At 67.9% G+C, this 12,682-nt stretch carries 11 protein-coding genes; 10 read left to right on the top strand and 1 reads right to left on the bottom strand.

Features of this window, described 5'->3' with window-relative positions:
• From citF to VH569_RS22880, 5 genes are all read left to right on the top strand, one after another.
• A complete protein-coding gene (citF, locus tag VH569_RS22900; protein ID WP_423318188.1) occupies positions 1-1,503 on the top strand; it encodes a citrate lyase subunit alpha in 1,503 nt (500 codons plus the stop codon).
• Between the two features lie 20 nt (positions 1,504-1,523).
• Entirely contained in the window at positions 1,524-2,045 is a 522-nt protein-coding gene (gene citX / locus VH569_RS22895; protein ID WP_423318186.1) for a citrate lyase holo-[acyl-carrier protein] synthase, read from the top strand.
• Entirely contained in the window at positions 2,026-3,000 is a 975-nt protein-coding gene (gene citG / locus VH569_RS22890; RefSeq protein WP_423318184.1) for a triphosphoribosyl-dephospho-CoA synthase CitG, read from the top strand. Before citX ends, citG begins: the two co-directional genes overlap by 20 nt.
• Positions 3,001-3,044: 44 nt before the next feature.
• Complete coding sequence (locus tag VH569_RS22885) at positions 3,045-3,638, top strand: RBBP9/YdeN family alpha/beta hydrolase (RefSeq protein WP_423318182.1); 594 nt, start codon at positions 3,045-3,047, stop codon at positions 3,636-3,638.
• A gap of 357 nt (positions 3,639-3,995) precedes the next feature.
• Positions 3,996-5,357 (top strand): 2-hydroxycarboxylate transporter family protein, encoded by a 1,362-nt coding sequence (locus VH569_RS22880; protein ID WP_423318180.1) that lies wholly within the window; start codon positions 3,996-3,998, stop codon positions 5,355-5,357.
• 95 nt (positions 5,358-5,452) lie between these two features.
• On the opposite strand, the gene VH569_RS22875 is transcribed toward VH569_RS22880, so the two are convergent.
• Complete coding sequence (locus VH569_RS22875) at positions 5,453-6,835, bottom strand: sigma-54 interaction domain-containing protein (RefSeq protein ID WP_423318179.1); 1,383 nt, start codon at positions 6,833-6,835, stop codon at positions 5,453-5,455.
• Between the two features lie 342 nt (positions 6,836-7,177).
• Between VH569_RS22875 and VH569_RS22870 the strand changes: the two genes are divergently transcribed.
• From VH569_RS22870 to VH569_RS22850, 5 genes are all read left to right on the top strand, one after another.
• On the top strand, positions 7,178-8,104 hold the full coding sequence (locus VH569_RS22870; protein ID WP_423318177.1) for a 3-hydroxyacyl-CoA dehydrogenase family protein: 927 nt from the start codon (positions 7,178-7,180) through the stop codon (positions 8,102-8,104).
• An 80-nt stretch (positions 8,105-8,184) separates the two neighbouring features.
• A complete protein-coding gene (locus VH569_RS22865) occupies positions 8,185-9,123 on the top strand; it encodes a 3-keto-5-aminohexanoate cleavage protein (protein ID WP_423318175.1) in 939 nt (312 codons plus the stop codon).
• Positions 9,124-9,155: 32 nt separating this feature from the next.
• Positions 9,156-9,950 carry a 3-hydroxybutyrate dehydrogenase gene (locus tag VH569_RS22860; RefSeq protein ID WP_423318173.1) on the top strand — a complete coding sequence of 265 codons (795 nt, stop codon included), beginning with the start codon at positions 9,156-9,158 and terminating at the stop codon, positions 9,948-9,950.
• An 80-nt stretch (positions 9,951-10,030) separates the two neighbouring features.
• The gene (locus VH569_RS22855) at positions 10,031-11,245 is read left to right on the top strand and encodes an ABC transporter substrate-binding protein (protein WP_109047490.1); all 1,215 of its coding nucleotides are present in this window, start codon (positions 10,031-10,033) and stop codon (positions 11,243-11,245) included.
• Positions 11,246-11,417: 172 nt separating this feature from the next.
• Positions 11,418-12,260, top strand: a complete 843-nt coding sequence (locus tag VH569_RS22850) for a tellurite resistance TerB family protein (RefSeq protein WP_423318171.1) — start codon at positions 11,418-11,420, stop codon at positions 12,258-12,260.
• The last annotated feature ends 422 nt before the right edge of the window (positions 12,261-12,682 follow it).

Raw genomic sequence — 12,682 nt, 5'->3', positions numbered from 1 at the left:
GTGACCGACCTCGCTTTCGACCTGCTGGACCGGCTGCCCCGCTTCGACGGGTTCGCCAGCCGGACCCCCTACCTGAAGGACCCGGAGCTGAAGCGCTCCCGCAAGGTCTGCCCGTCGCTGGAGGACGCCATCCGGCGGTCCGGCCTGAAGGACGGGATGACCATCTCCTTCCATCACGCCTTCCGCGAAGGCGACAAGACGATCAACAATGTGGTCGATCTGCTGGCCCGCCTGGGCTTCAGGGATCTGACGCTGGCGCCGTCGTCGCTGCTCAGCTGCAACGCGCCGCTGATCGAGCATATCCGCAACGGCGTCATCAGCCGCATCTACACCTCCGGCATGCGCGGCAAGCTGGCCGAGGCCATCAGCCACGGGCTGATGGCGCATCCGGTCAACATCCACTCGCACGGCGGGCGGGTGAAGCTGATCCAGGACGGCGAGCTTAAGATCGACGTCGCCTTCCTCGGCGTGTCGACCGCCGACTGCTTCGGCAACGCCAACGGCATCAGCGGGCGGTCGCGCTGCGGCTCGCTCGGCTATGCCAAGGTGGATGCCCGCCATGCCGGCACGGTGATCCTGCTGGCCGAGGAGATCGTGCCCTTTCCCAACGCGCCGGCCAGCATCTCGCAGGACGAGGTCGATTATGTGGTGAAGGTCGATCAGATCGGCGACCCGTCGAAGATCAGCGTCGGTGCCGCCCGCATCACCACCAACCCGCGCGAGCTGCTGATCGCCCGGCTGTCGGCCGAGGTGATGGTACATTCCGGCTATTTCGAGCAGGGCTTCTCGATGCAGACCGGCTCCGGCGCGTCGGCCACGGCGACGACGCGCTTCCTCGAAGGCTACATGCGCAAGAGGGGGATCACCGCCAGCTTCGCGCTGGGCGGCATCACCGGCGGCATCGTCGATCTGCACAGGAAGGGCCTGATCGAGCGGGTGATCGACACCCAGAGCTTCGACGGCGACGCGGCGGAATCGCTGCGGACCTCGCCCAACCACATCGAGATCTCGACCAACGAATATGCCAATGCCGGCTCCAAGGGCGCCTATGTCGACCAGATGGATCTGGTGATCCTGAGCGCGCTGGAGATCGACGTCGATTTCAACGTCAACGTCATCACCGGGTCGGACGGGGTGATGCGCGGGGCGTCGGGCGGGCATTCCGACGTGGCGGCGGCGGCCAACCTGTCCATTGTCGTCGCGCCGCTGATCCGCAGCCGCATCCCCACCGTGGTGCGCCGCTGCACCACCGTCGTCACGCCGGGCGAGTGCATCGGCGTGCTGGTGACCGACCACGGCATCGCCGTCAACCCGCGCCGGCCGGAGATCGCCCAACGGCTGAAGGCCGCCGGCCTGCCGGTGATGACCATCGAGGCGTTGCAGCAGCGCGCCGACTCCCTGACCGGGGAGCCGCGGCCCATCGAGTTCCTCGACAAGGTGGTCGGGATCGTCCGCTACCGCGACGGCAGCGTGATCGACATCGTCCGGCAGGTGAAGGGCTGAGCGTCATGGACGAGGTGGGCATGGACGGGATAGCCGTCTCGCTGGCCGACATGCTGGAGGCGCGCGACCGCCGCGCCGCCCGCCAGCAGGCGCTGTTCGCCCGCCATGGCCTGCCGCTGTTGTCGGTGACGCTGGTGACGCCGGGGCCGGTCAAGGTGACGGCGACCAGCCGCTTCGTGATGGAGACGGCGGCGGACGAGCTTGCGCGGTTGTTCCGCCGTACCGGCTGGCCAGTGCCGGCCTGTCTGCCGGTGCGGGCGCCGACCGGGCTGGAGGCGCTCTATGCCGTCGATACCGAGGCCCGCGTGCTGAAATGGGCGGCTGCGACCCTGGAGGACGACCATCCGCTGGGCCGGCTGTGGGATCTGGACGTGCTGTGTCCGATGCAGGGCGGCCTGTCGCGCAGCGCGCTGGGGCTGGGGCCGCGGCGCTGTCTGGTGTGCGGGGAGCCGGCCCATGGCTGCGCCCGCTCGCGCCGCCATCCGCTGGACGAGCTTCTGGCGGCCATCGAGGAGAGGGTGAATGCCTATCGCACCCGTTGAAGAGCGGGTCGGGGCTGTCGGGGAGCCGCTTGCGGCCCCTGGTCCCGGCGGGATGGAGGGCGAGCGCTCGCTCGGCAACCGGCTGGCCCGTCTGGCCCACCGCTCGTTGCTGCATGAGGTGTTGCTGACGCCGAAGCCGGGGCTGGTGGACCGCCGCAATTGCGGCTCCCACCGTGACATGGATCTGTCGAGCTTCCTGGCGTCGGCCCGCGCCATCGCCCCGTGGTTCCGCCGCTTCTTCCAGCGCGGACTGGACGGTTGTGCCGTGCCGGCCGAGCTGTTCCTGGTGGGGATCCGTGCCGACGGCATGGCCTGCGAGAGGGCCATGCTGCATGCCACCGGCGGGGTCAACACCCACAAGGGCAGCATCTTCGCCTTCGGCCTGCTCTGTGCCGCCGCCGGCCGGCTGGTGGGGCAGGGGCGGGCGCTGCACCGCGATCCGCTGTGCGCGGAGGTGGCGGCGGTCTGCTCGCGCGTGGTTGAGGAACTGCGGCGGCCGGGGGAGGCCGGTACGGCGGGCGAGCATCTCTACCGCCGTCACGGCCTGACCGGAGCGCGCGGCGAGGCGGCCTCCGGCTTCGCCACCGTGCGGAACCATGCCCTGCCGGCCTTCGAACGGCTGCGGCCCCATGGTTCGCGGACGGCGCTGCACGGGGCGCTGCTGGAGCTGCTGGCCTTCAACCCCGACACCAATGTGGTGTCGCGCGGCGGGCTGGCGGGGCTGGAGTTTCTCCAGGGCGAGGCGATGCGTCTGCGCCGCGACGGCGGGGTTGCGGCAGCCGACTATCTGCGCCGGCTGGCGGCGCTGGACGACGAGGCGATCCGCCGCAACCTCAGCCCCGGCGGAAGCGCCGACCTGCTGGCGGTGACGTGGTTCCTGGCCCACCTGCCGGCGGTGACGCCTGACCGGGCGCCGTGTCATTGGGCGCCGTGCCACCGGGTGCCGTGCCATTGACCGTTGCGGACAAGAAGGGGGCGGGCCGACGACCGCCGGGGCCGATGGAATTCGATCACATGCGCGAGGTGGATGCGGCCCTGATGGAGGCGTCGGCGCGCTACAGCTTCGTGCTGGTGCCGGGCCTCTATGACAGCGGCCCGGAACATTGGCAGAGCTTCTGGCAGGCCCGCCACCCCTTCTGGCTGCGCATCGCCCAGAGCAACTGGAACGTCCCCGATATCGACCGCTGGGTCGGCGCCGTCCGCCGTCTGCTCGGCCAGCGGGCGCGTCCGGCCATCCTGGTCGGGCACAGTTTCGGCGCGCTGGCCTCCTGCTGCGTGGCCGGCGACCGCAGCCACGACATCGCCGGGCTGATGCTGGTCGCCCCTGCCGAGCCCTCGCGCTTCGAGGCGGAGGAGCGGGTGCCTTCGCTGGCGCTCGGCGTGCCCGCCGTGGTGGTGGCGAGCCACAACGACCCGGTGATGCGCTTTCCGCGCGCCGTCCATTGGGCGGGCGTCTGGCAGGCCGATCTGGTCGATCTCGGCGAGGCCGGGCACATCAACGCCGAAGCCGGCTTCGGTCCCTGGCCCTACGGCCTCCGGATTCTGCATGCCCTGGTCGGCCATATCGAGGCCGCCCGCATCCAGGGCCAGTGAGTTTTCAAAATTTTCTTTGGTCTTTCCTGCGCTGACAGGCTTCTGACAGTTCCAAATGATAGAAGACATCATTGGGTGTTATGAGGAGAAAGCGTCAGTTGATGGATAGGTTCTGATGATATGGATGCGTTTTTTCTCGATTCAATATTGATATTTGCCGTTCATCGGTAAGAAGGGCGGCATTTTTCCCGCCCAATCGCCCCGTTTCATTTTCGCGCGATTGAATCGCAGCGCTGCGAAACGCTCTGCACCGATTGTTTCCAACCCTCCAGCCCAGGACCGGACCCGGCAGCGTCCCGTCCCGTCTTTGCCGACCGCTGCCGGAGCACAAACAAAACCGAATGTCCGGAGGACACCATGCCCAGTGAAGTCTCTCTTTCCTCCCTTGCCCTCGACGAGCCCGTCTCGTCCGTGTCCGCCGCCCGCCGGTCCTGGCGCGAGGTCTGGTGGGGGCTGCTCGACCAGCGCGTCGGCATCGTCCCGGTCCCGGTGTTCGTGGTTCTGCTCGCGGTGTTCGCCGGGGCGGTCGCGACCGGATCGCTGACCCATGAGATCAACATGATGATCGCCGTGCTGGCGGTCTGCGGCTTCAGCTGCGGCGAGCTGGGCAAGCGTCTTCCGGTCTTCCGCCACATCGGCGCCGCGGCGATCTTCGCCACCTTCATCCCCTCCGCACTGGCCTATTATCAGGTGCTGCCGGCGCCGATGCTGAAGGCGGTGGTCGATTTCACCAAATTCACCAACTTCCTCTATCTGTTCATCGCCTGCATCATCGTCGGCAGCGTGCTCAGCATGAACCGCGACGCGCTGGTCAAGGGCTTCTTCAAGATCTTCGCGCCGCTCGCCAGCGGTGCCATCGCCGCCGCCTGCGTCGGCACGCTGGTCGGCAGCCTGCTCGGCCTCGACCCCAAGCACACCTTCTTCTTCATCGTCGTTCCGATCATGTCGGGCGGCGTCGGCGAGGGCGCCATCCCGCTGTCGATGGGCTATGCCGAGATCATGAACGGCAACCAGGGCGAGATCTTCGCGCAGGTGCTGCCGATGGTCATGCTGGGCAGCCTGATGGCGATCCTGATGTCGGGCCTGCTGAACTTCATCGGCAAGCGCATGCCGCAGCTGACCGGCAACGGCCAGCTCCAGCCCGGCGGTGCCGATTTCACCAAGACGACGGCCAGGAGCAGCGGCCCCGTCGATGCCAACACCGTCGCCGCCGCCGGGCTGTTCGCCGTCACCCTCTATCTGATGGGCGTCATGGCCCAGAAGATCGTCGGCCTGCCGGCCCCGGTGGCGATGCTGTTCATCGCCGTGCTGATCAAGGTGTTCCAGCTCGCCTCCCCCTCGCTGGAGGCCGGTGCCGGCGTCGTCTACAAGTTCTTCCAGGTCGCGGTCACCTATCCGCTGCTGTTCGCCATGGGTGTCGCGGTGACGCCGTGGGACAAGCTGATGTCCGCCTTCACCATCCAGAACCTGATCATCATCTTCTGCACGGTGGCGACGCACATGAGCGTCGGCTTCATCGTCGGCCGCATGGTCAAGATGTACCCGATCGAAACCGCGATCATCAATTCCTGCAACTGCGGCCAGGGCGGCACCGGCGACGTCGCCATCCTGACGGCGGCCAACCGGATGCAGCTGATGCCCTTCGCCCAGGTTGCCACCCGGATCGGCGGCGCCATCACCGTCACCCTGTCGCTGATCGCGATGGCGAAGCTGATGTGACCGCCGCAAACGGCCGTCGTTCCACCGCCACCGGACGTCCCGCTTCATCAGGAGCGGGACGTTCGCCGTTCAGGGACACGAGGGCGGTGGCGGCCTCAGTCGTCCGGCTGCACCGGAATGCCGTGCTTGCGCAGCTTTGCGTAGAGGTTGGTACGCGACAGGCCGAGGCTGCGGGCGGCCTCCAGCTTGTTGCCCCGGCAGCCGGCAAGCGCCTCCAGGATCAGCGACCGTTCCAGATCGTCCATCGCGGCGGCCAGCGGGCGTCTTTCTTCCGCCACGGCGGGGCGGTCGAGCGGAGCGTCCGGCAGGATGTCGGCGAAGTCGTCGGCGAGGATGCGGTCGCCTTCGGTGCGCACATAGACCTGTTCGATGACATTGGCCAGTTCGCGGATGTTGCCGGGCCAGTCATGGCGCCGCAGCGCGTCGAGCGCCGAAGGCGTGAGGTCGCGCATCGGCTGGTCGAGGCTGAGCGCGACCTTCTCCGAGAACAGCGAGGCGAGGATTTCCAGATCGTCCCTGCGGTCGCGCAGCGCCGGCAACTGGATGGGGAAGACGTTCAGCCGGTAATAGAGGTCCGGCCGGAAGGCGCCGCTGCGCACCATCTCGGCCAGCGGCCGGCTGGTCGCCGCGATGATGCGGACATCGACCTTGACCACCTGGTTGGAGCCCAGCGGCTCGACCTCGCGCTCCTGCAGGGCGCGCAGCAGCTTGGCCTGCAACGGCAGCGGCATGTCGCCGATCTCGTCGAGGAACAGGGTGCCGCCGTCGGCCAGCTGGAACTTGCCGGGGCGCGGCTGGCGGCCGGCGCCGGTATAGGCACCGGGGGCGACGCCGAAGAACTCCGCCTCCAGCAGGTTTTCGGGGATGGCGGCGGTGTTGACGCCGACGAAGGGGCGATGGGCGCGGTCGGAGCAGGCATGGATCGACTGCGCCACCAGCTCCTTGCCGGTCCCGGTCTCGCCCAGCAGCAGCACCGCCGAATTGATCTGGCCGGCCCGGCGCACCAGCCGCTTGACCTGGAGCATCGCCGGGCTGAAGCCGATCAGGTTCTCGACCGTGTATTTCGACGCCCGGCTGGCCGCCAGCTCCTGCTCGACCCTGGTCAGCCGGGATTGCAGCTTGTTGAAGCGGTCGGCGATGGGGCGCAGATAGGTCAGGCTGTTCTTCAGGGCGAAGGCGAGGGCGCCGATGACCTCGCCGGTCTCGTCACGCAGCGGCAGGCGGCTGACCAGCAGCGTGTGTTCGCCATAGCGCATGATGTCGAGCGGCATCGACCGGCCGGTTTCCACCACTTCGCGCATCCGGCTGTGCGGGATGACGCGCTCCACCGGCAGGCCGATGGCGTCCGCCCGTGACTGGAGCCCCAGCTGCGCCATCAGCTTTTCAGTGAACCAGACATGCCTGTCGTTCGACCAGACGATGCGGGCGTCGCGGTCGACCAGCAGGGCGCCGTCGATCATCTCGTCGACCATCGCCATCAAGGCGCACGCCGCTGCGAATTGTTGGCTTCGATCCGTTGGCATTCCCAGCCCTCCCTGGCGCGGACTGTCAATATTACGTACAGTATCTGTCAGAAAAATGAACACGATGGAAGGGCTGATTTTCTGGGAAACCGGGGCTCCTGGCGGGCCGGACTGTGCGCACTCGCAAACACCGGGCCGGCGTGCTTGAGCAGGCTTTCAACAAAATCCTGACTTAACAGCCACTTGGCGCCCTGGCACAGCCATTGCTTACCAGGCATTCCAAACAGCGTCCATGGCGAACAATCAGGGCAACGCTTCATGGGCGCCGGTCAAGCGGGACGGGGGAATGCACAGACCATGACACACCAGCGCATCGCCATCATCGGCGCCGGGATGATGGGGCAGGGGATCGCGCAGGCGTTCGCCGTCGCCGGCCATCGCGTCGAGATCCAGGAACCCGATGCCGTTCGGCGGGCCGGCATCCTCGACCGCATCCGCCGGACCCTCGGGGACCAATCCCTTGGCGGTCTGGGCCAGGACACCGCCATCGCCGACCGTATCCGGCCGCACGAGACGCTGGAGGCGGCGGTCGCCGCCGCCGACATCGTCATCGAGGCGGTGCCGGAGGATCTCGCCCTCAAGCAGCGCATCCTGGCGGCGGCGGAAGCGGCGGCGCCGCCCCATGCGCTCCTCGCCAGCAACACGTCGGTCATCCCGATCACCCGGATCATGGAACCGCTGCGCGACCGCACCCGCGCGCTCGGCACCCATTGGTGGAACCCGGCCCATCTGATCCCGCTGGTCGAGGTGGTGCGGACGCGCGACACCGCCGATGCGGCGGTCGCCGCGATGACCGGCCTGCTGAGGTCCATCGGCAAGCTGCCGGTGGAGGTCCGCAAGGATGTGCCCGGCTTCATCGGCAACCGCCTGCAGCATGCGCTGTGGCGCGAGGCCATCGCGCTGGTTCAGGACGGCGTGTGCGACGCCGAGACGGTCGACACCGTGGTCAAGGCCAGCTTCGGCCGGCGGCTCGCCGTGCTGGGACCGCTGGAAAACGCCGATCTGGTCGGCACCGACCTGACGCTGGCGGTCCACGGCCATGTCCTGCCCGATCTCGACCGCACGCCGGGCCCGCAGCCCCTTCTCAGCGAACTGGTCGCCTCCGGGCGGCTCGGCATGAAGTCCGGCGCCGGTTTCCGGGTCTGGAGCGAAGGGCAGCGGGAGGAGGTCGCCGCCCGTCTCGCCGCCCATCTCCAGCGCCTGGACGAGCTTGAGCGCGGATAGCCGCTCCCCGCCGGAAATCGCTGCCGAATATTTCGAACCGTCCGGGCCTTTCCGCCCGGACCAGCACAGGAGGGCCTTGCATGGCCGCATCGAAGAAAAAAGTCATCATCAGCTGCGCGCTGACCGGATCGATCCACACCCCCACCATGTCGGACGCCCTGCCGGTCACGCCCGACGAGATCGTCGAGCAGGGCGTCGGCGCGGCGGAGGCCGGGGCGGCGATCCTGCATCTGCACGCCCGCGATCCCCGCACCGGCCAGCCGACGCCCGACCCGGCGGTGTTCATGGAGTTCCTGCCGCGGCTGAAGCAGTCCACCGATGCGGTGCTGAACATCACCACCGGCGGCTCGCTCAACATGACGGTGCAGGAACGCCTCGCCGCCCCGCTGCTGGCCAAGCCGGAGATGTGCTCGCTCAACATGGGGTCGATGAATTTCGGCATCTTCCCGCTGGCCGACCGCTACAAGAACTGGAAGCACGATTGGGAGGAGCCCTATCTGCGCAGCACCGATGACTTCATCTTCCGCAACACCTTCCGCGACATCGCCTATATCCTCGAACATCTTGGCGGGGGCTGCGGCACCCGCTTCGAGTTCGAGTGCTACGATGTCGGGCATCTCTACAATCTCGCGCATTTCCTCGACCGCGGACTGGTGAAGACGCCGCTGTTCATCCAGACCATCTTCGGGATCCTCGGCGGCATCGGGGCGGAGGAACGCAACCTCGTCTTCATGCGCGAGACCGCCGACCGCCTGTTCGGCAAGGATTACGAATGGTCGGTGCTGGCCGCCGGCCGCCACCAGATCCCCTTCACCACCATGGCCGCGGTGATGGGCGGCAATGTCCGCGTCGGGCTGGAGGACAGCCTCTATCTCGCCAAGGGCCGGCTGGCCCGCAACAGCGCCGAGCAGGTGGCGAAGATCCGCCGCATCCTGGAGGAGCTGTCGCTGGAGGTCGCCACCCCGGAGGAGGCGCGCGCCATGCTCGACCTCAAGGGCGCCGATCAGGTGGCGTTCTGACGCACAATCATCCGACCGAGGAACGAAGAAACATGCAGAACAGAAACGCCGCTGCCAGAATCGCTGTCGTCACCGGGTCCACCAGCGGCATCGGGCTGGCGACGGTGCGGGAGCTTGCCGGCCGCGGCTGCGACGTGATGGTCAACGGCTTCGGCGACCGCGCGGAGATCGACCGCAACTGCGCCGAAATCGCCGGGCGGACCGGCCGCCGGATCGTCTATTCCGCCGCCGACCTCAGCCGGCCGGAGGAGGTGCGCGCCATGATGGCCGACGCCGCCGACCGGCTGGGACCGGTCGACATACTGGTGAACAATGCCGGCGTCCAGCATGTCGCGGCACTGGACGAGTTCCCCGACGACAAGTGGGACCTGCTGCTGGCGGTCAATCTCAGCGCCGCCTTCCACGCCATCAAGGCGGCGGTGCCGTCGATGCGGGAGCGGGGCTGGGGGCGCATCGTCAACACCGCGTCGGTGCTGGGCATGGTCGGCGCGCCGCACAAGCCGGCCTATGTCGCCGCCAAGCACGGCATCATCGGCCTGACCAAGTCGGTGTCGATCGAGGTGGCGCCCCACGGCATCACCTGCAACGCGGTCTGCCCCGGAACGGTGCTGACCCCGATCATCGAACGGCAGATCGCCCAGCAGGCGCAGGTCACCGGCCTGCCGGAGGATCAGGTGCTGCGGGCGGTGTTCCTGGAAAGGATGCCGACCGGCCGGCTGATCGCGCCGGAGGAGGTCGCGTCCGCCATCGCCTTCCTGTGTTCCGACGCCGCGGGGTCGATCACCGGAGCGGCCCTTCCCGTCGATGGCGGCTATACCACCCATTGATCTCCGCCTCCCGGCCCACCGGCGGGCGTCCAGAACAGCAAAACCAAAACACCAAAAACCGTCCAATTGGGGAGCGAACCATGCGTAAACCGCTTGTTGCCGGGCTTCTCGCCGGCACCGCCCTGGCCGTCCTGGCATCCGGCGCCGCCCAGGCCCAGATGTCCGACAACGTCATCAAGATCGGCATGCTGTCCGACCGCTCCGGCATCTACGCCGATATCAACGGCGAGGGATCGGCGGTGGCGGCCCGGATGGCCGCCGAGGAATTCGGCAATGCCGTGAACGGCACGAAGATCGAGATCATCGTCGGCGACCACCAGAACAAGGCGGACATCGCGGCCAACCTGGCCCGCCAGTGGATCGACACCGAGAAGGTCGATGTCGTCGCCGACGTGCCGAACTCCGCCGCCGCGCTGGCGGTGCAGGCGATCACGCGCGACAAGAAGCGGCTGTTCCTGATGTCCGGCCCTGGCTCGACCGACCTGACCGGCAAGGAATGCAGCCCCTACGGCTTCCAATGGACCTGGGACAACCACGCCGTGGCTTCCGCCACCGCCCGCGCGCTGGTCGAGCAGGGCCGCAAGAGCTGGTTCTTCATCACCGCCGACTACGCCTTCGGCCATTCGCTGGAAGCCGAGGCGGCCAGCACGGTCAAGCAGCTGGGCGGCACCATCAAGGGCAGCGTGCGCCATCCGCTGGGGGCGTCCGACTTCTCCTCCTACCTGTTGCAGGCGCAGGCGTCGGGGGCCGAGGTGGTCGCCTTCGCCAATGCCGGGGGCGACACCATCAACGGCGTCAAGCAGGCGGCGGAGTTCGGCATTCCCCAGGGCGGCCAGACGCTGGCGGGGCTGCTGCTGAACATCAACGACATCCAGGCGCTCGGGCTGGAGACCTCGCAGGGGCTGATGCTGGCGAACTCCTTCTACTGGGACATGACCGAGGAAACCCGCGGCTGGTCGAAGAAGTTCGAGGAGCGGACCGGCCGCAAGCCGTCGATGAACCAGGCTGGCGTCTATTCGTCGGTCCGCCATTACCTGAAGGCGGTGCAGGAACTGGGCACCGACGATCCCGACAAGGTGGCGGCCAAGATGCGCGCCATGCCGGTCACCGACATGATGATGAAGGAGGTGAAGATCGCCGCCAACGGCCGCGTCTTCGACGACATGTATCTGGCGCAGGTGAAGACGCCGGCAGAGTCGAAATACGCCTGGGATTACTTCAAGATCCTGAAGACCGTTCCCGGCGCGCAGGCCTACATCGACCCGAAGGACAGCGGCTGCCCGCTCGTCAAGTGACACCCAGTCTATGATGCCGGGGGCCGTCCGAGCGGCAGCCCCCGGCCTTCCCACCGCTCTTGCGGGTGACGCCGGTTTCAATGACCGGGACCGTCCCCATGTCTACGGCTCCCGGCCGCGGCTCCCGTCCGCAGCCGGGGCCTGTCATCCGCAGCCGGTAGGGAAGGGAACGATGAGCAACCTGAGCAAAGTCCTCGGCGTCATCCTGGCCAACGGGCTGGCCGGCCGCACCGGTCGCGGGCCGGCCTTCGCCGCCGCCATGCCCCTGCTCCTCGGCAAGAAGGGCAAAAAGAAGATGAAGGGCTATTACGGCCACGGCCATGGCGTGCCCCATGTCCCGGCCGCCGGTTCGGGATTGCTTCAGAAGGCGGGTCTCGCCTCGCTCGCCTATCTTGCCTATCGGGCTTACCAAGACGGCAAGGCACCCGCCGCTCCCGGCCATCCGCCGTCGGGACCGGCTCCAACCTCGGCTCCCGCTGCGGGTGGACCGTTGGGAGGGATTCTCGACCGGCTCGGCCTTGGCGGTGTGGCCGGTGGGGGAGCGATTGCCGGTTCCGGAGGCGGTGCGCTCGGCAGCATGCTGGGCGGTGTGCTGGGAGGGGCCGGCGCGGCCGGCGGTTTGGGCGACCGTCTGGCCGGAGTGCTGCGTGGCGGCCAGCCGGAACCCGATCTCGGCGACGCCAAGGCGCTGCTGCTGATCCGCGCCATGATCGCGGCGGCCAACGCCGACGGTCACATCTCGCCCGACGAGCAGCGGCGCATCCTCGACAGCCTCGACGCCGCCCAGGCCGAGCCGGAGGACCGGCGCATCGTCGAAGCCGAACTGCGGTCCCCGCGGCCGCTGGACCAGATCGTCCGCGATGTCCGCGATCCCGAGACGGCCGAGCAGGTCTATCTCGCGTCCGAACTGGCGGTGCGCGGCGGCAGCGAGGTCGACCGCCAGTATCTGGCCTACCTCGCCTCCCGCCTCGGCCTGACCGACGCCCGCCGACGCGAACTGGACTCGATGGTCTGAATGGCTGGGGTCTGACCGGCCGCCTTCTGACCGGCCTTGTGCGGCGCCCGCCCGGCGCCGCAGTCCGGCCACAGGAGCAGGCCAAAGTTTTTTGCCATCCGATGCAGAAAGTTCTTGCGCGGTTGGGTCGGGCCCGCATATAAGACGCCTCCCGACGCGAACGACGCCGGCGCCGCCGAAACGGCAGCGACCGACACGCGAACGGGAAGCCCGACAAACCGGCGCTTGACAGTCGAACCCCAGAGGTTCGGCGGGGCAGCGGTTTTTGCATCGGGCGGGTTCTTTGACAAGTTTATACCGTGTTGTGAGAAGGGATGCGCAGGCGGCGGCAGTTGGTAGCCGTTGCGGCCTTGGGGTGTTGGTTTCCTGATGGGGATCGGCGCAATCGAGGATCGTCTGTGCATCTTTTGAGCAGAGAAACT

The organism is Azospirillum sp. 11R-A, from assembly GCF_049472615.1.
Classification (GTDB): Bacteria; Pseudomonadota; Alphaproteobacteria; order Azospirillales; family Azospirillaceae; genus Azospirillum; species Azospirillum palustre.
Note: the sequence above shows the minus strand (reverse complement) of the source record. Positions and strands in the feature narration are given on the sequence as shown.